The 20,949-nt window shown below is 67.9% G+C and carries 19 protein-coding genes, 1 tRNA gene and 1 pseudogene; 15 read left to right on the forward strand and 6 right to left on the reverse strand.

What is annotated here, in order from left to right:
- Window positions 1-1,748, reverse strand: a pseudogene (locus VI480_RS12900) (hypothetical protein); the annotation flags it as partial.
- Between the two features lie 90 nt (window positions 1,749-1,838).
- Here VI480_RS12900 and uvrC point away from each other — a divergent pair.
- From uvrC to VI480_RS12940, 8 genes are all read left to right on the forward strand, one after another.
- Window positions 1,839-3,713, forward strand: coding sequence for an excinuclease ABC subunit UvrC (uvrC, locus tag VI480_RS12905; RefSeq protein WP_323673263.1), 1,875 nt, complete (start codon window positions 1,839-1,841; stop codon window positions 3,711-3,713).
- Window positions 3,714-3,740: 27 nt separating this feature from the next.
- On the forward strand, window positions 3,741-4,655 hold the full coding sequence (gene rapZ, locus VI480_RS12910; protein WP_323673264.1) for an RNase adapter RapZ: 915 nt from the start codon (window positions 3,741-3,743) through the stop codon (window positions 4,653-4,655).
- 90 nt (window positions 4,656-4,745) lie between these two features.
- The gene (gene gap / locus VI480_RS12915) at window positions 4,746-5,756 is read left to right on the forward strand and encodes a type I glyceraldehyde-3-phosphate dehydrogenase (protein WP_323673265.1); all 1,011 of its coding nucleotides are present in this window, start codon (window positions 4,746-4,748) and stop codon (window positions 5,754-5,756) included.
- Window positions 5,757-5,842: 86 nt separating this feature from the next.
- Window positions 5,843-7,006, forward strand: a complete 1,164-nt coding sequence (locus VI480_RS12920; protein WP_416246697.1) for a phosphoglycerate kinase — start codon at window positions 5,843-5,845, stop codon at window positions 7,004-7,006.
- Between the two features lie 20 nt (window positions 7,007-7,026).
- Window positions 7,027-7,800 carry a triose-phosphate isomerase gene (tpiA, locus tag VI480_RS12925; protein WP_323673267.1) on the forward strand — a complete coding sequence of 258 codons (774 nt, stop codon included), beginning with the start codon at window positions 7,027-7,029 and terminating at the stop codon, window positions 7,798-7,800.
- Between the two features lie 89 nt (window positions 7,801-7,889).
- Window positions 7,890-8,168 (forward strand): hypothetical protein, encoded by a 279-nt coding sequence (locus tag VI480_RS12930; RefSeq protein ID WP_323673268.1) that lies wholly within the window; start codon window positions 7,890-7,892, stop codon window positions 8,166-8,168.
- Entirely contained in the window at window positions 8,168-8,557 is a 390-nt protein-coding gene (locus VI480_RS12935; RefSeq protein ID WP_323673269.1) for a helix-turn-helix transcriptional regulator, read from the forward strand. Before VI480_RS12930 ends, VI480_RS12935 begins: the two co-directional genes overlap by 1 nt.
- Before the next feature lie 6 nt (window positions 8,558-8,563).
- Window positions 8,564-10,159, forward strand: a complete 1,596-nt coding sequence (locus tag VI480_RS12940) for an AMP-binding protein (protein ID WP_323673270.1) — start codon at window positions 8,564-8,566, stop codon at window positions 10,157-10,159.
- 6 nt (window positions 10,160-10,165) lie between these two features.
- Here VI480_RS12940 and VI480_RS12945 read toward each other — a convergent pair whose 3' ends face one another.
- Window positions 10,166-11,395, reverse strand: coding sequence for a hypothetical protein (locus VI480_RS12945; protein WP_323673271.1), 1,230 nt, complete (start codon window positions 11,393-11,395; stop codon window positions 10,166-10,168).
- A gap of 39 nt (window positions 11,396-11,434) precedes the next feature.
- Window positions 11,435-12,043 carry a MarR family transcriptional regulator gene (locus VI480_RS12950; RefSeq protein WP_323673272.1) on the reverse strand — a complete coding sequence of 203 codons (609 nt, stop codon included), beginning with the start codon at window positions 12,041-12,043 and terminating at the stop codon, window positions 11,435-11,437.
- Between the two features lie 267 nt (window positions 12,044-12,310).
- On the opposite strand from VI480_RS12950, the gene VI480_RS12955 reads away from it, so the two are divergent.
- The 7 genes from VI480_RS12955 to VI480_RS12985 all read left to right on the forward strand — a co-directional run bounded on the left by VI480_RS12955 (window position 12,311) and on the right by VI480_RS12985 (window position 17,955).
- On the forward strand, window positions 12,311-12,691 hold the full coding sequence (locus tag VI480_RS12955) for a poly(R)-hydroxyalkanoic acid synthase subunit PhaE (RefSeq protein ID WP_323673273.1): 381 nt from the start codon (window positions 12,311-12,313) through the stop codon (window positions 12,689-12,691).
- 45 nt (window positions 12,692-12,736) lie between these two features.
- Window positions 12,737-13,888, forward strand: coding sequence for an alpha/beta fold hydrolase (locus VI480_RS12960; RefSeq protein WP_323673274.1), 1,152 nt, complete (start codon window positions 12,737-12,739; stop codon window positions 13,886-13,888).
- A gap of 52 nt (window positions 13,889-13,940) precedes the next feature.
- Window positions 13,941-14,951: a patatin-like phospholipase family protein gene (locus VI480_RS12965; RefSeq protein ID WP_323673275.1), complete on the forward strand. Its 1,011-nt coding sequence runs from the start codon at window positions 13,941-13,943 to the stop codon at window positions 14,949-14,951.
- Window positions 14,952-15,017: 66 nt separating this feature from the next.
- Window positions 15,018-16,604 carry a thioredoxin family protein gene (locus tag VI480_RS12970; protein ID WP_323673276.1) on the forward strand — a complete coding sequence of 529 codons (1,587 nt, stop codon included), beginning with the start codon at window positions 15,018-15,020 and terminating at the stop codon, window positions 16,602-16,604.
- Between the two features lie 55 nt (window positions 16,605-16,659).
- Complete coding sequence (gene secG, locus VI480_RS12975; RefSeq protein ID WP_323673339.1) at window positions 16,660-16,887, forward strand: preprotein translocase subunit SecG; 228 nt, start codon at window positions 16,660-16,662, stop codon at window positions 16,885-16,887.
- A gap of 61 nt (window positions 16,888-16,948) precedes the next feature.
- Window positions 16,949-17,788, forward strand: coding sequence for a TIGR03560 family F420-dependent LLM class oxidoreductase (locus VI480_RS12980; protein WP_323673277.1), 840 nt, complete (start codon window positions 16,949-16,951; stop codon window positions 17,786-17,788).
- 80 nt (window positions 17,789-17,868) lie between these two features.
- A tRNA-Leu gene (locus tag VI480_RS12985) sits at window positions 17,869-17,955 on the forward strand.
- Between the two features lie 49 nt (window positions 17,956-18,004).
- On the opposite strand, the gene VI480_RS12990 is transcribed toward VI480_RS12985, so the two are convergent.
- The 3 genes from VI480_RS12990 to VI480_RS13000 form a co-directional block, all read right to left on the reverse strand.
- Window positions 18,005-18,856 carry a nucleotidyl transferase AbiEii/AbiGii toxin family protein gene (locus tag VI480_RS12990; protein ID WP_323673278.1) on the reverse strand — a complete coding sequence of 284 codons (852 nt, stop codon included), beginning with the start codon at window positions 18,854-18,856 and terminating at the stop codon, window positions 18,005-18,007.
- The gene (locus tag VI480_RS15700) at window positions 18,853-19,437 is read right to left on the reverse strand and encodes a type IV toxin-antitoxin system AbiEi family antitoxin domain-containing protein (RefSeq protein ID WP_416246696.1); all 585 of its coding nucleotides are present in this window, start codon (window positions 19,435-19,437) and stop codon (window positions 18,853-18,855) included. The genes VI480_RS12990 and VI480_RS15700 overlap by 4 nt, the downstream gene beginning before the upstream one ends.
- Window positions 19,438-19,755: 318 nt before the next feature.
- Entirely contained in the window at window positions 19,756-20,805 is a 1,050-nt protein-coding gene (locus VI480_RS13000) for an IS630 family transposase (RefSeq protein ID WP_323673280.1), read from the reverse strand.
- Window positions 20,806-20,949 lie beyond the last annotated feature (144 nt).

Below are 20,949 nucleotides of genomic sequence, written 5' to 3' on the forward strand. Positions count from 1 at the left end.
GGGCTGGAGTGCGCGTCGGCCATCTGCTGGGCCTGCGCCGCGGTCATAGCGCCGCCCGACACGCCGACGCCGTCATGAACGCCGAACGCCACCAGCACCCGGTTCCACCGATTCACATGCGCGGTGCCATGCTGGGTCTGCGCAGCCAGCGACTCCACCTTCGCCACCACCACCGGGTCCGCCACATAGCCCGCCATGTCATCGTCGGCCACATCAGGCGGACTGTCCTGAGCCACCGCAGCGACCAGCCGCTGGCTGTCCGGCTGCAGCGGGCAATACGCCGACCCGTCCGCCGTGTCGATCCCCGGCTTGTCTGCGCAATACTTCAACACCGGATACTCAGTGGACGTACCGAAATCCCACGGATCATCACCCGGCCCGAGAAACGCACCTCCATAGGGGGCGAGCAGGTGGTAGCCGCCGACGTCGACGTCCACGTTCCAGCCCGAGTAGATCCCCGTGTAGCCAGTCGGTGCCTGCAGCTGCGCCGTCGTGTAGCCGACGCCGCAGTCCGGGCTCGCCGCTAGCCCCGACGCGTCGGTGTCCCAGTAGTTCCCGCCCTCAGCGCGAGGGCGGTCCGCGCCCCAGCATCCAGCCGTCAGCCCGCCCAAGATCGTGCCGTCGGGTCCCGACACCTGCCCGGTCGCGTAGTTCGAGCGTGGCCAGCCAGCCTCCCAAGCGTGGGTCAGCAACGCGATCAGGCCCCCGGCGCGCGATCTCACAATCCTCTCGTCGTCCACGACGTAGCTGTACGGCACACCGGTGAAGGTCACCGAACCGGTCGCATATGCAGCGCGGACATGCCCCGACCACCTAAAGCCCGCCAAGCCGCCGACCCATCCGCTTCCCGCCACATCGCCCGTGGCGTAGACCGCAGCGATGCCCGAACCGTCGGCGATCCCGACCAGGCCGCCCACATTGGCACCGGTCACATCGCCCGTGGCATAGCTCTCGACGACGAAGGACTCTCGCCGGGTTCTGCCGATGAGGCCCCCGACATCGAGGTCGCCGGACACGTCGACTTCTGACCACACGCCGCTGACGCGCGCCATCTCCACCTGTGCAGCCAGCGCTCCCACCTGCGTGCCGCCGCGCACACCGCTGTCGGCGTTGGGGGCGCTCAGCCCGAAGTTGCGCACATGCCCGCCGGGGCCGATAAAGCCGAACAGGCCCACGTACCAACGCCCCGGGCGGTCGATATGCAGATTCGCGATCGTTCGTCCGTTGCCCTCGAAGATCCCCGTGAACATCCTGGCCTTCGAACGCGGCCTCTCGCCCAGGTAACGGCCCCCCACATAGTCGTCGAAGCGGTCATTCGCGGCCTCTCCGTAGATCGCTTCGCCGCCCATCAGCGGCGCCCACCCCTTGCCGCCGTTCCAGAAATCGTCGCCGGAGTCGGCCGAGCCGTTGCCGTTGGTGTCGAAATCCAGATCGGCCGCCAGTTCGTAGCCGGCGCAGCCAGACGACGGGCAGCCCATGCCCGCCACTGCGTTGGGGAACGCAGCCGCCAGCTTCGTCGCGCCGTCAGGATCATGCGCTCGGTTCCCATCGTCGTCGGCCGGGTACACATCGGCTGTGCCGTCGCCGTCGAGGTCCCAGCGGATCGCGTTCAACTGAGCGAGGCTCGACACCTCGATCAGGCCGTCGTCGTCGGTGTCGTAATCCACCACCGGCGGCGTCTGCGCGCCCGCGGGTGCCGCAGCAACCGGGGTCAACAGCCCAGCCGCCAGCAACACTGCAGCGAGCACTCCGCAGCACGAGCGAGTCCGACAGCACGAACGAGTCATTGCCACAAGGTACAGATCACCATGGCGGCCAGCGGTACATAGTCTGCGGGGATGGGCCTGCGTCCTGAGGCGGGATCGGTGCCTGATGCGCCCGGGAGCTACCAGTTCCTGGACTCGGACGGCCGTGTCATCTACGTGGGCAAGGCGAAGAGCCTGCGCGCTCGCCTGAACAGCTATTTCGGCGATCCCGCAGGCATGCACCATCGCACCGCACAGATGATGGCCACGGCGTCAGGGGTCGAGTGGATCGAGGTGTCCACCGAGGTCGAGGCGCTCATGCTCGAGTACAGCCTCATCCAGCGGCATCAGCCCAGGTTCAATGTCCGGCTGCGGGACGACAAGTCGTACCCGTTCCTCGCCGTGACGCTGGCAGACGAGTGGCCGCGGGCGATGGTGATTCGCGGACGGCGCAAGCGCGGCAACCGGTACTTCGGGCCCTACGGGCATGCCTACGCGATCCGGGAGACGCTCGACTTGCTGTTGCGGACCTTCCCGATCCGCACTTGCAGCGACAGCAAGCTCGCGACGCACGAGCGGCTCGGCCGACCGTGCCTGCTCTACCACATCGAGCAGTGTGCAGGTCCGTGCGTGGGGGAGATCAGCCGCGGCGACTACGACCGGCTCGTGCGGGAGCTGGTGCGGTTCCTCGAAGGGAACACCGATGAGGTGGTGAATGACCTGACCCAGCGCATGGCCGATGCATCCGAAGAGCTGGAGTTCGAGCTGGCGGCTCGGCTGCGCGACCGGCTCGCCAGCGTCCGCAAGGCGATCGAGAAGCAGCAGATCGCTGGGACGCGCAACGAGGACTTCGACGTCATCGGCATCGGCGACGACGAGCTCGAGGCGGCAGTGCAGCTGTTCTTGGTGCGCAAGGGGCGTGTGATGGGCCAGCGGGGGTTCGTCGTGGACAAGGTCGAGGAGCTGGACGGTTCGCAGCTCGTTGCCCGCGTGCTCTCGGGGCTGTATCACGACGAGAACCCGCTGGGCTGGCCCAAGGTGGTGCTCGTGCCCGAGCTCCCGCCGGAGGTGGGGGTGTACGAGGAATGGCTGAGTTCCCAGCGAGGTTCGCGGGTGACGCTGCGTGTCCCGCAGCGCGGCGACAAACGGGCATTGATGGAGACGGCGAGCCACAACGCGCGCGAGTCGCTGGCACGGCATCGGATGCGCCGAGGCCAGGACCACAACAGCCGGGCCCGTGCGCTGAATGAGCTCGCGGAGCACTTGGAACTGCCCCGGCCGCCGCTGCGCATCGAGTGCTACGACATGAGCCACCTGCAGGGAACCAACTACGTCGGCTCGATGGTGGTGCTCGAGGACGGCCTGCCGCGCCGCAGCGAGTACCGGCACTTCCGGGTGCGCAGCGTCGCAGGCAACGACGACTACGCAGCCATGGACGAGGTGCTGCGCCGGCGGCTGCGGAACTACCTGGCCGAGCGCGACCTGCCGGCGTCCGAGCAGGGCCGCTTCGCCTACCCGCCGCAGCTGCTGGTGGTGGACGGTGGCAAGGGGCAGCTCGGCGTGGCGGCTGCGGTGCTCGACGAGCTGGGGCTCCGCGAGCAGATCCCGGTGTGCGCCCTCGCCAAGCAGTTCGAGGAGGTGTTCGTGCCGGGCCGTCCGGAGGCGGTGCGCATCCCTCGCCAGTCCGAAGCGCTGTACCTGCTGCAGCGAGTGCGCGACGAGAGCCATCGCTTTGCCGTGTCGTACCACCGCAGACTGCGCAGCAAGGCCATGAAGCGGGGCGTGCTCGACGGCATCGCCGGGCTGGGTGACAAGCGGCGAGCGCGGCTCGTGCGTGAGTTCGGCAGCGTCGGGGCGGTCAAGTCGGCCTCGCTCGACGACCTGCGAGCGCTGAGCTGGCTGCCCGATGCCGTCGCCGAGGCGGTGTACGCCGCAACACACCCGACTGAGGCGCTGGCGGGCTCCTGAGGGGCTGAACCCCCGTACGCTCGTCGCATGGCTGGGGGGCCGGAGTTCGTCATCGTGGCCGGCTCGTCGGGCGCGGGCCGTTCCACAGCGGCAAACGCGCTAGAGGACGTGGGCTGGTTCGTCATCGACAACCTGCCGCCCCATCTCATCGGCGACGTCGCCGACATGGTGGCGCGCCCTGGCACCCGCCTGCGCCGCGTGGCGTTGGTGGCCGGCACGCGCGAATACCGGGAAGATCTGGTGACGGCGCTCACCCAGCTGCGTGAGCGCAATGCCTCGGTGCGGGTCGTGTACCTCGATGCGCCGACCGATGTGCTGGTACGACGCTATGACGACACGCGGCGGCGCCACCCCTTGCACACCGGCGAGCAGCCGGCGGCTGCCCCGACCGGACAGCCGTCCAGCGCTGAGCCGGTGGCCGAGTCGGTCATCGACGCCATCGAGCTGGAACGGCAGCTGCTGGCCGACGTGCGTGACACGGCCGATGTCGTCATCGACACCGGCGATCTGAATGTCCATGAGCTGCGCGACCGGGTGCGTGACGAGTTCGGAGCTCCGGGCGACGAGCCCCAGATGCGAACGGCGGTCATGTCCTTCGGCTACAAGCACGGCGTGCCCACAGAGGCCGACCTGGTGTTCGACTGCCGCTTCTTGCCGAACCCGCACTGGGTGCCCGAACTGCGGCCTTACACCGGGCTCCATCCCGGTGTGCGCGACTGGGTGCTGGGACAGCCGACCACCAGCACCTTCCTTGAGCACCTCATGCCGCTGCTCGAAGCGCTGCTGCCCTCCTATCGCGCCGAAGGCAAGTCGTACCTGACGATTGCGTTGGGCTGCACCGGCGGCCGGCACCGCAGCGTTGCCATCGCAGAGCAGGTGACGCAGTCGCTCGCGGACCAAGGCCACGATCTGCACTGCCGCCATCGCGACATCGCCCGCTAGCCGCCGCCGGCCCGCTAGACAGCTAGCGACGGAACGGGGCCGGGGCACAGGCATCTCGCCGGGCTCGCAGAGCGAAGAGGACAGCAGCAGATGAGCGTGCGCGTGGGCGTCAACGGTTTCGGCCGGATCGGGCGCAACTTCTACCGGGCGGCCGACCGCCCCGACTGCGACATCGAGATCGTGGCGGTGAACGATCTCGGCGACACCGCCACCATGGCCCATCTGCTCAAGTACGACTCCGTACTCGGCAATCTGCCGCACGACATCGCCGCTGCCGACGGCGGCATATCGATCGACGGCGAGGTGCTGCCGGTGCTGTCAGAGCGCAACCCGGCCGATCTGCCCTGGGCTGACTACGGCGTCGACGTGGTGGTGGAATCCACGGGCATCTTCACCTCGCGTGACAAAGCGGCGATGCACCTCGACGCTGGTGCGCCGCTCGTGATCGTCTCGGCGCCGGCATCCGGCGCAGACGCCACCTTCGTGGTGGGTGTCAACGACGCCGATTTCGACCCCGGCGCGCACAAGGTCGTCTCGAACGCGAGCTGCACCACCAACTGCTTCGTGCCGATGGTGCAGGTGCTCGACCAAGCCTTCGGCGTCCAGCAGGGCCTCATGACCACCATCCACGCCTACACCGGCGACCAATCGCTGGTCGACGGTCCGCACGGCGACCTGCGCCGGGCCCGCGCGGCAGCCGTGAACATCATCCCGACTTCGACCGGTGCCGCGCGAGCGACCGGGCTGGTGCTGCAGGCGATGGACGGCAAGCTCGACGGCACCTCGCTGCGAGTGCCGATCCCCGATGGCTCGATCACCGACTTCACGGCGACGCTGGATGCCAGCCCCAGCGTCGACGAGGTGAACGAGGCCTTCGCTGCCGCTGCGGCCAGCGGCCCGCTGGCCGGTGTTCTGGACTACTCCGAGGACCCCCTCGTGAGCAGTGACATCGTGGGCAACCCGGCGAGCTGCGTGTTCGATGCCGGTCTGACCATGGCGATGGGCAGCATGGTCAAGGTGCTCGGCTGGTACGACAACGAGTGGGGCTACTCGAACCGGCTGGTGGACCTGGTGGGCATCACCTGCAGTCCCAGAGGCTGAGCCGAAAGGCGAAGCCGTGGCCCGAGCGGCCCGTGAGCGAAGCGAACAAGAGCGGGAAACAACAGGTGACGCAGAAGGATGGCAGCCTGCCGGCGCTCGAGGACCTGGAGCAGCGGCTCGGAGGACTCGACGGCCGGCGCATTCTGGCTCGCTGCGACTTCAACGTCCCACTGCGCGACACGGCTGCCGGCCGACTCGAGATCGCCGATGGCCTGCGCATCCGGGCCGCACTGCCGACCCTGCGCTGGCTGGTTGAGCAGGGCGCCGCTGTCACTGCGTGCTCGCACCTGGGCCGTCCCGCTGGCACCGTCGACGAGCGCTATTCGCTGGCGCCCGTGGCCGAGCTCCTCGCTGAGCTGGCGCCCGGCATCGCGTTGGCAGAGAACCTTCGCTTCAGCCCGGGAGAGACGTCAAACGATTCGGCCTACGTGGAGGCACTTGTCAATGGTCGCCTCGGCCTCCTGCGCGGCGCATCGTCAGCGGGTTCGGCTCCCTTCGACGGTTTTGTGAACGATGCCTTCGGCGCGAGCCATAGGGCGCACGCCTCCATCGTGGGGCCGCCGCAGCGCCTCCCGAGCGCGGCCGGCCGCCTGCTGCATCGGGAAGCCGAGGTGCTCGGCAGCCTGCGAACCGATGCTCAGCGGCCCTTTGTGGCGGTGCTGGGCGGAGCCAAGGTCAGCGACAAGCTGGGCGTCGTCGAGGCGCTGCTGTCGGTGGTCGACACGCTGGTCATCGGCGGAGGCATGTGCTTCACCTTTCTCGCCGCGTTGGGTCACCCGATCGGCGACTCGCTCTGCGAGCCCGACTTCATCAAGACCTGCGAGCGCCTGCTGCGCAGCGACGCCAACATCGTGCTCCCGAGCGACATCACGGCGCTGGATGCCGGCGGCACCGTGCGTCAGATGGGCCGCAGCCTGCCCGACGGCTGCCGCGGCCTGGATATCGGCCCCGGCTCGGCTGCCGAGTTCGATGATGTGATCGCTGCAGCGCGGACGGTCTTCTGGAATGGTCCGATGGGCCTGTTCGAGGATGAGCGCTTCGCCGCTGGGACCCGTGCAGTTGCACAGTCGATGGCCGACAGCCGGGCGTTCACTGTCGTCGGCGGCGGCGACAGTGCAGCAGCCGTGGCCCAGTTCGGCCTCGCCCCCTACATGGATCACATCTCGACTGGGGGAGGGGCGGGTCTGGAGCTCATCGAGCACGGAGACCTGCCCGGTCTCGCCGCCCTGCGAGACTCACCGCAGCAGTGAGCGAGGCAGGGAGAGCCACGATGACTCGGACGCCGCTGATCTCAGGCAACTGGAAGATGCACCTGAATCACCTTGAGGCAATCCAGCTCTGCCAGAAGCTGAGCTACGAGTTGGCTCGTCACCGCTACGACCAGGTCGAGGTGAGCTTGCACCCACCGTTCGTGGACCTGCGCAGCTGCCAGACGGTCATCGACGCCGACCGGCTCGAATTCAAGCTCGGGGCGCAGAACTGCCACGACCAGGGCCAGGGTGCCTACACCGGCGAAATCTCGCCGTCCATGCTGGCCAAGCTCGACGTGAGCTACGTCATCGTGGGCCACAGCGAACGGCGAGCCCTGTTCGGCGAGACCGATGAGTTCATTGCTGCGAAGGCTGCCGCGGTCGCCAAAGCGGGCATGACACCGATTGTCTGTGTGGGTGAGACCCTCGAACAGCGTGAAGCGGGCCGGGCCGAAGAGGTGGTGAGCGCGCAACTGCGGGGCAGCCTCGCCAAGCTCACCAAGGCCCAATTCGAGACCTTGGTAGTGGCCTACGAGCCGGTCTGGGCCATCGGCACCGGCCGCAACGCCTCCGCGCAGGATGCCCAGGACATGTGCGCTGCGGCCCGCGAGATGGTCGAAGGAATGCGCCGAGACGCCGGCGCCCAGGTACGCATCCAGTACGGCGGCAGCGTCAAGCCCGTCAACGCTCCCGAGTTGCTCAGCCAGCCGGACATCGACGGCGCCCTCGTGGGGGGTGCCTCTCTGGACGCGGTGCAGTTCGCCCGCATAGTCCAATCGGCGGTGCACTCCTAAGGTTGCAAGTTGTTCCCGCAGTGGGTACTATTTCTAGCAGTGCCGGTGACCCCCGCCGGCACTTCCCCCTTTTCCCTGGAGCACGTCACATGGCCGTTCTCGATTCCATCCGCGATATGCAGGACCGCACCCTCGAGCAGATGAAGACTGCCCAAGAGCAGTTCGTCTCGATGAACGAGCGCGTCGCCGAGGCTTGGTTGTCGGCCGTGCCCGCTGCGTCGAGCCCGTTCGCGGAGTACCTGCCCAAGCCCACCGAGATGATCGACACCTACTTCAGCTTCTGGAGCCAGGTGCACGAGGCCAACAAGGACTGCGCCGCACGCATCGCCGCAGCCTGGGAGCGGGCCAGCGAGGACGCCCAGGCCTGATGGCCGCTTCCGACCCTGACGCCGCAGAAGCGGACGATCAGCGGTCGGCGAATCCGTTTCCTGGCTTCGACCAGCTCGGGGACTTCATACGGGCCCAGCGCGAGCTGATGGAGCTGAGCCAGCGGCAGCTGGCCAAGATGGCTCGGCTGTCGAACCCGTACCTCAGCCAGATCGAGCGCGGCCTGCACGAGCCCTCAGTGCGCGTCCTCAAGGCACTGGCCGAAGCGCTGAACGTCCGCGCAGCCACGCTGTTGTCGTATGCCGGCCTCATGGACCGCGATGACGTGCCCACGGTGGTGGAGGCTGTGCAGGCCGACCCGAACCTCACCGATGAGCAGAAAGCAGCGCTGCTGGGCGTGTACCGCAGCTTTGACACCGGCGGAGACTGACGCTCTGTGCCCGGGTCCGTGACCGCCGGCGACAGCATGTGGAAGGTCGCCTTGCGGATGGGGGCTGCCGATGCAGCTCTCGGCTCGGCGCGCTGGTGGGCTTCGGTGCAGTGGGGCCTCGGCACCGCTGCTGCTGTGACGGCCGCGGCGCTGCGGTTCGGCGGTCGCAGCGCGATCGTGGACGACGCTGGTTCGGTCGATTACCGCACGCTCGACCGCGGTGCATCGAGCGTGGCGGCCCAACTGCGCGCTGAATCGACCCGGCCCGACGGCAGCCTCGGCGCCGTCGGCATCCTTTGCCGCAACCACCGGTGGTTCGTGACGGCGCTCGTGGCGGCAGAACGCGCCGGCTGCGACACCGTGCTGCTCTCGACAGCGCTGCCCGCCTCGAATCTCGCGGAGGTGTGCGAACGCGACGGCATCGCCGTGATCGTCGCCGACGAGGAATTCGCCGAGGTCGTGGCCCAGTCGGGCACGAAGGCCACGGTGCTCGTCGCCGACGGGAGCGGCCCGGACGCACTGTCTCGTGTCGCAGCGGAGGGCTCGCCGTGCTCGCCGCCGTCGCGCCGGCCCAAGCTCGTCCTGCTGACGTCCGGCACGACGGGGGCACCGAAGAGCGCCGTGCGAACACTGAAGACCACGCGCGTGGGCGGCGCCGGCATGCTCCGGCGCGTCCCGTACCGCCTGGGCGACCGCTGCTTCATCGCCTCGCCCCTCTTTCACGCCTGGGGCCTGAGCCAGCTCGTCGTCGGTCTCGCCACCGCCAGCACCCTCGAGATGAGGCGACAGTTCCGGGCGGCCGAGCTGGGCCAGCTGCTGTGCGAGCGGCGCTACGACGCCCTCGTGGTGGTCCCGTTGATGCTGCGCCGCATTCTCGACCTGCCCATCGAACCTGACGCCGTGCACCAGCCGCGCATGGTGCTGAGCAGCGGCAACGTCCTGTCGGGCGACTTGGCACGGGAGTGGATGGACCGCTTCGGAGACCGCCTGTACAACGTGTACGGCTCCACCGAGACCGCCATCGGGACCATCGCCGATCCCGCCGATCTGCGCGCTGCCCCCGGCACGGTGGGCCGCCCGCCTGATGGCGTGACGCTCACGATCCTCGACGATGACGGCATGCCGGCGCGCAACGGCAGTGCCGGCTGGGTTCACCTCGCCAGCACGGCGCAATTCCTCGGCTACACCGACGGGAGCGACGGCGACAGAGCGGGCACCCTCATGGCCACCGGCGACATCGGCCGTCTCGACGCCGACGGCCGGCTGCACATCTCAGGGCGCGCCAACGACATGATCGTGACCGGCGGCGAGAACGTCTTCCCCTCTGGTGTCGAGGAGGTATTGGGGCGTCATCCGAGCGTCGAGATCGCTGCCGTGGTCGGCGTGGGCGATCCCGAGTTCGGACAGCGTGTGGCTGCGTTCGTGGTGCCGCGGCCGCGGCGCCGCGTCGATGCCGACCAGCTCCGCGCTTGGGTCGGCGAGAACCTTCCGAGCTTCATGGTGCCGCGCGACGTTCACTTCGTGGATGCCCTGCCCATGACCACCACGGGAAAGGTCGTGCGGCACCGTCTCGCTGTGCTGGGGCACCCCGACCGCGTGTAGCGGCCCTCAGCCTCTTGGCGGTATCGGCGGCTGCTGGCCGAATGTCTCGACGGCAGCCCGATCCACGTAGCGGGCAACCTCGCGCTCGAACGGGTACGACAGGTGCGAACCCTGGTACCAGAGCATGTCGGGGCGCTCCCAGTGCTCCCAGAGCGTCTTGACATTGCCCGGTCGGACCCAGCGGTCGAGCAGTCCCGCGAAGATGTAGCGGCGCTCGTAGGGCACCTTGCAGGGAAGTGACAGCGGCGACACCACCGAGAGGATCTGCTCGTAGGGCTCCCACGACAGCCCCCACTGCTCGTAGAAGGGCGGGAGCAGCGGTTCGACCTGCCGGCGGGTGCCGCGCGCCAGGTCGCTCTCGGGCACCCCGGCGATCACTGCGGCCAGGTCGTCTTCGAGTGCAGCGGTCATGGCAGCCATGTAGCCGCCGAGCGAGATGCCCGACACGGCGACGGCCGGCGCTTCATGCTGGTCGCGCACCCATCCGATCACCCGGCGGATGTCCCAGGCGCCTTGCGCCGCCGTGAACACGGTGTTCATGGCGCCCGCGTGGATGACACGCGAACCGCTGACGCCGATGGCCCGGGGACCGTGCAGCGGGAGCACCACGGCGATCACGTTGAGCCCCCAGCGCCGGTGCAGGCGATGCGCGTACAGCATCCACATGTCCATCTCGGGCTCGCCCGTGCGGTAGCCGTTGACGGCCACCACCCAGGGACGGGGCCGGTCGGGGTGCTGGAGCATCCAGGCATGTGTGGTGCGCACCGGCCGGTAGTTCATCCAGCGGTCGCGCCCTGGCTCGCCGGGCCACGGCTCGAATTCGCTGGCGAAGCGGACGTGCCAGAAGTCGGCGTCGCCCGCTGAGGTCGCGCTGATCTGCACCCCGCCGTCGAGCGGCGGGGGAGTGCGGTGGTATGCAGCGGGGTCGTCGAGCCAGCCGCAGTCCGAGTAGAGGCTGCGGGCCTCGGCCAGCTCGGAGCGAAGCCGCTGGCGGAACGGCCCGTCGGGAATCCTCATGCGCGCCGACGCCAGCTCCATCTGGATCGACCATTCATCGATCATCCACTTCCAAGCAGCGGCTGGAGTCTGGCGAACCGCCGGCAAGTCATCCTCGTTGTGCCCGCGGATCCACTCGGCCACTGAGCCGGCGGCCCGGCAGCCGGCGCTCAGCGGCGACGCAGGATGCTTCGAGGCCGGTCGGCGACTCGTCGGAGCGTCGGCGGGAATGGCGGTCATCGGCGGTCGGGCGTCCCTCTGTGATCGCTTGATCTCGCTCTACAGCGCCCGGGCATCGAGACGGGCGAGTGCGGCATCGGTCGACACCAGCATGCGTTCCAGCAAGTCTGCAAGGAGCGCCCGTTCGCTCGTGTCGAAGACCGTGAAGATCTCCTCGTAGATGCGGTAGGCGCGGTCGACGAAATACTGGTGGCGGGCCGCGCCAAGATCGGTCAGCTCAACCAGCACCTCCCGGTGGTCGCGGTCGGCCCGTCGCTTGAAAACGAGCCCATCGGTCTCGAGCCGGACGACGGCGCGAGTGACCGTGCTGGGCTCGACGTCCATGATGTCGGCGAGCGTCCGGATGGAGACGGGGCCGTGGCCTGCCACCGCGTCGAGCGCCCGGAACTGGCCGGGCTCGATCGACTGGGACCCGCCCCCGAGCACGTGTCGGCGCAGCCGTTCGACGGTCGGCCCCAGCCGCGCGGCGCGCCACAGGGCAGCGACCTTGTGATCGAGATCCCATTCGTCGCCCCAGTCGGCGGACTCGGGCGCCCAGGATTGCTGCGCGTTACGAACTCGTGGCAGCCCGAGCGTGCGACGAGCGCCGCTGCCCGTGGACTGCGCTGGGCCTCCCTCGCCCTGCTGGTCCGTGTCGATCAAGTTCATCGGCTGTCTTCATACTCTAGCCGATCCGCTGCCTCCGTGCCGGCAGATCATTGCAGCATGTCACACAATTTCTGCAAGCGAAATGCTCTTGTGACCTTGCTGTAACCTAGATATGATTGCATAGCGTCATGCAATTGATGGACGACCATTTGATACACGACAGCACATGTCTCAATTCATCAATTCGCTCCGGCAGGTGTCTGGTACGCCGCCGGTATGCGTGACATCAGACCGGACACCCCCCCCTGTATTCCGGAGGAATCAGACATGGCCAAGCAATGGCGTGAGATCTATGACGAGTGGGAGAAGGCCGTAGCGCCTGGTCTCCAGCAGTTCACCGCCTCGGACGGCTTCCGCGACTTCATGGCCGCGAGCGCCAAGGTCACCAACGCACTGACCGCGGAGTTCGAGCGCGCCAGCCGGCGCTGGCTGCACTTCTGGAACCTGCCCGCCGCCACCGATGTTCGCAAGCTTCGCCAGCAGGTCGCAGCGGTAGACCGTGAGCTGAAGGGCCTCAAGAATCTCGTGTTCGAGGTCGCCGCAGCTGCTCCCGACGACGTGGCACCTGCAACAAACGGCAAGGCAGCGTCGGTTTCGAGCAAGCCAACGGCCAAGAAGGCCCCTGCCAAGACGGCATCGAAGGCCTGAAGCCTCCGAACACTCCGATTACCCCCTCACTCTGAAGGAGCAGCCATGCCCCCATCCACACTGGCCAAGCCCATTCCGAAGAATGGCGCCAACGGCACTGCGCCCGAGGCTGACGCCACCGAACTCAACCTGTTTGCCGGCTTCGCCCCGTTTGCCGACATGTGGGAGACCGGCATGCGGCGCTGGTGGAACCTGACCCGCCACGTGATGGGCATCGATCGTGCCCCGGTCGGCCAGACGCCCCGCGACGCCGTGTGGAGCAACGGCAAGGCAGTGCTGTACCGCTACCGCAGCGAGAACCCCACGGTGCGCCCGCCGCTCCTGCTGGTGATGAGCCTGGTCAGCCGCTCGTTCATCTTGGATCTGCAGCCGGGCAACAGCTTTGTCGAGCGACTCGTGGCCGAGGGCTTCGACGTCTTCCTGCTCGACTGGGGCGTGCCCGACACCGAAGAGGCCAACAACACCCTCGAGACCTACTGCGACGAGCTGCTGCCCCAGGCGGTGGCCAAGGTCAACCAGATGGGCGGCGAGAACGGCGTCACCGTGTTCGGCTACTGCTACGGCGGCTTGCTGTCGCTGCTGTACGCGGCCGGCCATCCCGACGATCCCGTCCGCAATCTTGTCGTGATGGCCACCCCGGTGGACTTCGCCAAGATGCCGGCGGCCATGACCGGCGTGGGCAAGGGCGGCATCCACCCCGAACATCTCATGGACCACACGGGCAACGTGCCCGCCGAGGCCGTGCGGGCCTCGTTCACGCTGCTCACGCCCACGTCGGATCTCAGCACGGTCATGGACTTCTGGGAGCACCTCGACGATGACAAGTTCCTGAGCTCGTACCAGGCGATGACGTCGTGGACCCGCAATCACATCCCGTTCCCCGGCGCCACCATGATCCAGACCGTCGAGATGTTCAACGAGGGCAATGGCTTCGTGACCGGCGATCTGATGCTCGGCGGTCGCAAGCTCGACCTTGCCGACATCACGGCACCGTTCCTGAGCGTGATCGCCGAGCGCGACCACATCGTGCCGCCCGAGTCCACCTACGGCCTCGATGAGCTGGTCGGCTCCGACGATGCCACCGAGATGCGGCTGCCCGCCGGCCACGTCGGGCTGATCGTGGGCAACGGAGCCCGCAAGCGCTCGATCCCCTCGATGATCGGCTGGATGCTCGAACACAGCGACGTCGAGAGCTAGTCGACGTCACTCGTGGCCGAGAGCCGAGCCTGAGTCGGGGGCGCTGCAACCCGTGAGCGAGACAGCCACATCGGGGCGCCCCCGGGCGGGTCAGAGCGTGGCGCTGGTAATGGGCTCGGGCGGCATCGTCGGCGGGGCGTTCCATGCCGGCGTGCTCAAAGCACTGGAAGACGCTTGGGCGATCGACGCCCGGGAGGTCGACCTGATCGTCGGCACGTCAGCCGGCTCGATCTCCGGTGCCCTGGTGGCTGCCGGGCTCAGTCCCAGCGATCTGTTCCGCCGCGAGACACGTCAGCCGCTCAGCTCCGACGGCGAGCGACTGCTCGGCGCTGCACGGGCCCGGCGCGGCCCGAAACGCCAGGCCACCGCCAGTTTCGGCGCACCGATGGCCCCCCACATCTGGATGCTCGCTGCGGCGATGCCGGGCCAGGTGGCGCCAGGTACCGCGCTGGCGTCGCTGCTGCCCCGTGGCAGGGTGCCGACGTCGCACGTGGCCGACATGGTGCGCGGGTTGTTCGAGGGGGAGTGGCCGGCAGGGCCGAGACTGCGTGTGCCGGTGGTCGGTCTCGACACCGGTCAGCGGGTGGTCTTCGATGCCGACGGCCCGGCGACCCCTGCGGAGGCTGTCGCAGCGTCTTGTGCTGTGCCGGCAGTCTTCGAGCCGGTCGAGATCGACGGCACCGCGTACATCGATGCCGGCGTGCACTCGTCCGACAACCTCGATGTACTGCGCGACGAGTCGTACGACCTGGTCGTGGTGAGCTCGCCGATGGGCATTGCCGAGCTGCCGTCTGCTGCGCGTCCGTGGGCCATGCCGATTGCCGCGGCGATGGACTTCGGCGCGGCAACACTCGGCTGGAGCGCATTGCGAGTTGCCAGCCGGATGGCCACCGAATGCGAACGACTGAGCTTGACGGAGTGTGAGCGTGTGGAAATCGTCATGCCAGCATCGGCCGACCTCGATGCCATGGGCGCCAACCTGCTCGACCCGCGCCGCCGGCCGGCTGTGGCCCTGCAGGCCTACGCCACGGCGAGCGAGCAGTTCACGGCGCACTCCCTGTAACGGATCGCTCGTGCGCCGGCGCTGGCCGGGAGGCCGCGGGTAGCGGCTCAGATCTAGAGTCTCAGCGTGCCTGCTGAAGAATCGTCCACCGCCGCCGAGATGCCGAGTCTGCGCGACGGCCTCGTGGCTTTTGTGAAACGCGATTGCCCCACCTGCCGCGATGTGGAGCCGGTGCTCGCCGAACTCGTCGACCACGCCGTGCGCAGCGGCACTCGCCTGACGGTGTTCACCCAGGACGACGCCGAGTTCATGGCTGGGCTCGGCGGGCAGTGTTCCGAGGTGCTGCACGACCACGACCTGGCAATGTCGTGGCACCACGAGATCGACACCGTGCCGACGCTCATGGCGGTGATGGACGGCCGTGAGATGGCGCGCACCGTGGGCTGGGACCGTCGCAGTTGGGAGGCGCTGAGCGGCGCCGACGATCTCGGCGCCGAACTGCCGGACATGCGGCCGGGCTGCGGCTCGATGTCGGTGGACCCGCTGCTGGCCGATGAGCTGGCCCTGCGTTTCGGCGCGACGTCGTTCGCGAGCCGCAAGGTGGAGCTGGCATCGGCGGAGGATCCCGTCGAGGCGGCATACGACCGCGGCTGGTCCGATGGATTGCCGGTGGTGCCCCCGACCGAGGCTCGCGTGGCTGCCATGCTGGCGGGAACCACCCGGGCGCCCGGCGAAGTGGTGGCCGTGGTGCCGCCCGCCTTGGTCGAGTGCACGGTGGAGAAGGTGGCGGTGAACGCCGTCATGGCGGGCTGCAAGCCCGAGTACCTGCCGGTGGTGCTGGCCGCCGTGGAGGCGGCATGCACCGACACGTTCAATATGCACGGGCTGCTGTGCACGCTGTGGTTCTCGGGGCCGATCGTGATCGTGAACGGCCCCATCCGCCGACGCGTCGGCATGAACACCGACAAGAACTCGCTCGGGCAGGGAAACCGTGCCAACTCCACCATCGGGCGCGCCCTGCAGCTGGTGATCCGCAATGTCGGCGGCGGCAAGCCGGGCATCGGCGGCATCGACCGCTCGGCGCTGGGGTCGCCCTCGAAGGTGGGCTGGTGCTTCGCCGAGGACGAGGAAGGGCTACCCGACGGCTGGCCGCCGCTGTCAGTCGCCCGCGGCTTCGAGCCCGGCCAGGACACGGTCACGCTGTTCGCCGGGCACGGCCCGATCGGCTGCATCGACCAGGTGTCCCGGACGCCTGATTCGTTGATCCGCACGATCGCCCAGCAGCTGATGTGCGTGGGCAATCGCAAGCTGCCCACCGAGGCGATGCTGGTGATGACACCCGAGCACATGTCGACGTTCGCGGACTCGGGCTGGACGAGGGAGCGCTTCTACGAAGAACTCGAGCCGCTGTTGCAGATGGACCTGGACTTCGCAGTCAGCGGCGCTGGCGGCATGTCCGAGGGCCTGCCCGAGGGCTTCGTGCGGCAGCTTCTGGGCGCCGAGGTTGCCGGCAACCAGAGCGGCTCGGTCGACGGCGGGCACGTGTTCGGCTCGGCCGAAGGCGCCGCCAGCGGCGGCCTGCGCAAACTGCCGCCCTGGTCGCCCATGGTGGTGCGCGCCGGCGGGGGAGCGGGCGGTTTCAGCGCCATCATCGAGGGCTGGGTGCCGGGCGCCAAGGGCAGCACCCCCATCACCCACCCGATCCGCCCATAGACGGGCCTTCCCGACTCGGGGCCGCCGACGGGCGCCGGTAGCCTCAGATGCCGTGATGACGTGGATTGTCGGCGGAATCCACCTGCTGTCCGCCTTCGGGCTGATCGGCCTGGTGCTGCTGCACAGCGGTCGTGGCGGCGGCGTGTCCGACATGTTCGGCGGCACCGTGGGATCCACGGCGGCGGGCTCGACGGTCGCCGAGAAGAATCTCAGCCGTATCACGGTGGTGGTGGCGGTCTCGTTCGGCTTCACCACGCTGATTCTGGGCTTGCTGCTCGCCTGAACCCTGGTTGCTGCTGCCGATCAGCACCTATCGTGCGGGTCGCCTGCGACAAGGAGCATCCATGGGACGTCACGCCATCAAGACACCGCCGCACCACGCCACCTGGCCGGAGTACTTGGCGATCTGGCAGGTCGCCGACGAGATCGAAGTGTTCGAGTCGGCCTGGAACTGGGACCACTTCTATCCACTGGCCCCGCCGTACGACGGTCCCAACCTGGAGGGCTGGACGATGCTGGCGGGTCTGGCGCAGGCCACCACCCGGATCCGTCTCGGAGCGATGGTCAATGGCATGCACCACCGTCATCCGGCGGTCACGGCGAACATGGCAGCCACGCTGGACCACATCTCGAACGGTCGCTTCGAGCTTGGGATGGGCGCCGGCTGGAACTTCATGGAGAGCGATGCGTACGGGATCGACCTCGGGCCGCTGCGGGATCGCTCCGATCGGCTCGAGGAAGGCATGGAGGTGATCGTCAAGCTGCTCACCGATACGACGACCACCCACAAGGGGCGCTTCTTCGATCTGACCAATGCCTGGTGCGAGCCCAAGCCGATCCAGGAGCGCATCCCGATCGTGATCGGCGGGCAGGGCCGGGTGCGGACGCTGCGGACAGCGGCCAAGTACGCCGACCAGTGGGACATGACGTTCCCGCCCGATGTCGCTGCGTGGCGGGAGCTGGATGACGTGTTGCGCGCGCACTGCGAACGCGTCGGGCGTGACGAGGCTGAGATCGACCGATCGATTCACCTCGGCTTCGAGGCCGATGGCGATGTCGGCAAGGCAGTCGCGGGCGCGCAGGATTTCTTCGACGCGGGGGTCGACATCGTCGTGTGGTCGTGGCGAGGCGAGCTCAACCCGGTGAGTCTCGACGCGCTCGCGACAGCCATCGACGAGGCCTGAACGCCGCCGAAGAATCCAGGGCGCAGCGCTATGCTGACGCGCCCCGAAATGGCTGCGCAGCCAGCAGTTTCGGGCCTTCAGTCGGAGTGGCGGAATTGGCAGACGCGCTAGATTAAGGATCTAGTGCCCGAAAGGGTGTGGGGGTTCAAGTCCCCCCTCCGACACCACATGCAAGGCGAGATCGCCGGAGCTGGTGCCGCTCTGTCTCGGAGACCGTCAGTCAGTAAGGGGCTGCAGGAGTGGATCGGCGAAGCTGATGACCTGGTCTATGAGGTCGGCGAATTGCTCTGGGGTGGTGTGGAGGGCTTGGCGATTGCGCCAGGCCGACCATCTGCTTTGTGCGAGGTCGGCGTAGCCGTCGAGGACGTCGGCCAGCGGGCGGATGCTCACTTGTCGATGGTCTGCGACCATCTGCAGGGCTGCGCTGAGGTGGGTCATGTCGAGCTGGGTCTCGGCGAGTGCGGCGATGTCGACGAAGTCGCGCCAGCGCGTTGATGCTGTCCCGCGCTGGATCGCAGTGACGATCTTCTCGGCCAGGATCAGCTCGGCGGAGTAGGCGCGGACAGGGATTGGCTCGGCGTGGAGGAGTCGAGGAAGCTCGACGAGGTCTGGTTCGGGCCACAGCGGGTCACCGATGTTGATGTCGACGCGGAAGCGGAGCTTCGCCCGGTCGAGCTGTCCGGTGACCGTTGCGCGGATTCCTGGATAGGACGCGTCGTCGCGGATCTCCTCCACCTTGGCGATGGCCAGCTGGTCGAGGCCGTCATCGAGATTCACGGTCACGATGTCGGCGACGATGCTTGCGATGGCGGTGAGGTCGCCGTCGACGTCGGTTCCGGCTAGGTCGATGTCGCGGGTTGGTCGTCTGTCGGTGTAGGCGGCGAGCAGGACGCCGCCTTTGAGGACGAACGTTGCGGCGTGGTCGGTTTCGACGAGGCGGCGGAGGAAGCCTTCGAGCGCGTAGAGCTGGAAGAGTTCGTCGACTGGTCGGCCTGTGGCGCGGGCGGCGGCCTGGAGGTCGAGATAGGCGGCGCCCGCGGTTGTGTCCCGGCTCGGTCGGGGGCTCATTGAAGGGTTTCGATTGCGGCGCGAAGTGCTGGCATGGCGTGCGGGAACGATCTGGCTAGTTCCAGGAGCTCGGAGGGATGGTTGCCGCGTTGGTTGAGCCAGCGGCGAAGGGCTGTGTGTGCGAGGTCGATGCCGAGTCGATGACGGAGGCGGTAGGCGTCGATGATCGAGCGCGCCGGACTGTAGATGGCAATGGTGATCGTGTCGGCGAGGTGAAGATCGTCGCGTCCGATGTGGAAGGTGTCGCGGTCGAACCGATGCCAGGTCACGGGAGCCCGTGTCTTCGGCTGCCAATGGTGACGCGGCAAGGCGACGTCGATGGTGTGTGGGATCTCGTCGGTGAGGTCGTGGTGAGCGAGGGCGGTGGTAAGGCAGAGGGTGGTGTGAGGGCTGCGCAGAGCCAGCTCGAGAAGGTCTGGGTCGGCACCGTGTCCGACGCGGGCGTAGATACCGCGCGCAATGCGTTCCAGATCGCCCTGTGCGGTCAGCTTCGCGAGGTCGCGGTTCGAGATCCCGAGGTCGCGGGCCTGGGCGTGTGTCAACGCGATCGGAATGGTTGTTGAGGATATGTATGAAATCATAGCCAGATAGTGGCTATATGGCTATGAATTGATTCATAATGCAGACGTTGGCCGATCGGGATTGTCCTGGCCTTCGCGGCTGAGCTCCCGCCCGATCGGGCGCGTCCGACGAGACGGTTTCTTCTCCCTTGTTCGGTTGGTGGCCGTCTTCGTGGCCTGTGCTCGCGTCAGCGTTGTCGGCGGTCAAGGACCATCAGAGGTTGCGGGTGACGATTGAGAGAGGACCCCGCAAACGACACAGATGTCCCGGAGAGTGCGAATGCTTGGCGAGACCGGTGCGCTGAGCGTGAGGGCTTCGGATCGCTTCTGGCCTGCTGGCTAGTGGTGTGTCGCGGGTTGGGTTGCGCGGTTGAGTGCGGTTCGTGCTCGTTGGATTTTGGCGTTGATCTGTTCGGCGGTTTTGGTCCATCGCAGCGGCCGGGGGTCGTCGTTCCAGTTGGCTGCCCAGGTCTCGATGACTTCGACGAGGTGTGCGACGGAGGTGAACGCCCGTCCTTTGAGGGCTTTGCGGGCCGGTATCGAGAACCAACCCTCGACGAGGTTCGCCCAGCTGGAGCTGGTGGGGGTGAAGTGGAGGTGCCAGCGGCGCTGGCGGGGCTCGGCGAGCCATTTGCGGACCGGGTCGGACTTGTGCGCGGACAGGTTGTCCAGCACGACGTGGATGTCGAGGTGGCGCGGCGTCCGGCGGTCGGTCTCCTTGAGGAACGCGAGCACGTTGTCGCCGGTGTGGCGCCGGCGGGTCTGGGTCAGGACCTGCCCGGTGGCGACGTTCAATGCGGCGAACAGGTCGATGGTGCCGTTGCGCTTGCAGTCGTGGGTGAGGGTGCGCGCCCTGCCCGCCTTGAGCGGCAGCGACGGCTGGGTGCGGTCCAGGGCCTGTATCTGGGTCTTGTCGTCGAAGCTGAACACCGCCGCCCGCTCGGGCGGGTCGACATAGAGGCCGATCACGTCGTCGAGCTTCGCCTCGAAATCGGGATCGGAGGAGATCTTGAAGACGTCGGTGCGCCACGGGCGCAGCCCCGTCTCGCGCCAGGTGCGCGCCACGACGTCCTTGCTCACCCCGTGACGGGCCGCCATCTGGCGCGTCGACCAGCGCGAAGCCCCATCAGGCGGCTCGACGGTCAGCGTGTCCGCGACGATCGCCGCCTCGGCCTCGGGACCCGCCTCGCGCTCGGGGCCGCGGCCGGGCGCGACGGTGTCCACCCAGGCGAGCCCGCCGGCCTCGAACCCCGCCCGCCACGCACGCACCGTGTTCGGCGCGACCTGCTCGCGGCGGGCGATCGCCTCGTTCGCGACGCCATCGGCCGCGAGCAGCAGCACCCTCGCCTGACGCGCCGCCCGCACCGTCGACGCAGACGACGAAGCCACACGGCCCAGCTCGGCCGTGTTCTTCGGGACTGCACCTCACTGGTCACCGGTCAGAGCGGGCATTCCTCAGCGATGTGAACCCGGATCTGGTGAACTGCTATTCAGCCCCTGCTCTGACCTGCACAAAGACAGTCCTCCCCTCGA

The sequence above is a fragment of the Candidatus Poriferisodalis multihospitum genome, assembly GCF_028283155.1.
GTDB lineage: Bacteria > Actinomycetota > Acidimicrobiia > Acidimicrobiales > Poriferisodalaceae > Poriferisodalis > Poriferisodalis multihospitum.

Excerpts from the sequence above, each read along its gene's own strand:
- uvrC (WP_323673263.1), top strand. The coding sequence starts at position 1,839 with ATGGGCCTGCGTCCTGAGGCGGGATCGGTGCCTGATGCGCCCGGGAGC.
- rapZ (WP_323673264.1), top strand. The coding sequence starts at position 3,741 with ATGGCTGGGGGGCCGGAGTTCGTCATCGTGGCCGGCTCGTCGGGCGCG.
- gap (WP_323673265.1), top strand. The coding sequence starts at position 4,746 with ATGAGCGTGCGCGTGGGCGTCAACGGTTTCGGCCGGATCGGGCGCAAC.
- tpiA (WP_323673267.1), top strand. The coding sequence starts at position 7,027 with ATGACTCGGACGCCGCTGATCTCAGGCAACTGGAAGATGCACCTGAAT.
- VI480_RS12930 (WP_323673268.1), top strand. The coding sequence starts at position 7,890 with ATGGCCGTTCTCGATTCCATCCGCGATATGCAGGACCGCACCCTCGAG.
- VI480_RS12935 (WP_323673269.1), top strand. The coding sequence starts at position 8,168 with ATGGCCGCTTCCGACCCTGACGCCGCAGAAGCGGACGATCAGCGGTCG.
- VI480_RS12945 (WP_323673271.1), bottom strand. The coding sequence starts at position 11,395 with ATGACCGCCATTCCCGCCGACGCTCCGACGAGTCGCCGACCGGCCTCG.
- VI480_RS12950 (WP_323673272.1), bottom strand. The coding sequence starts at position 12,043 with ATGAACTTGATCGACACGGACCAGCAGGGCGAGGGAGGCCCAGCGCAG.
- VI480_RS12955 (WP_323673273.1), top strand. The coding sequence starts at position 12,311 with ATGGCCAAGCAATGGCGTGAGATCTATGACGAGTGGGAGAAGGCCGTA.
- VI480_RS12960 (WP_323673274.1), top strand. The coding sequence starts at position 12,737 with ATGCCCCCATCCACACTGGCCAAGCCCATTCCGAAGAATGGCGCCAAC.
- secG (WP_323673339.1), top strand. The coding sequence starts at position 16,660 with ATGACGTGGATTGTCGGCGGAATCCACCTGCTGTCCGCCTTCGGGCTG.
- VI480_RS12980 (WP_323673277.1), top strand. The coding sequence starts at position 16,949 with ATGGGACGTCACGCCATCAAGACACCGCCGCACCACGCCACCTGGCCG.
- VI480_RS12990 (WP_323673278.1), bottom strand. The coding sequence starts at position 18,856 with ATGAGCCCCCGACCGAGCCGGGACACAACCGCGGGCGCCGCCTATCTC.
- VI480_RS15700 (WP_416246696.1), bottom strand. The coding sequence starts at position 19,437 with ATGATTTCATACATATCCTCAACAACCATTCCGATCGCGTTGACACAC.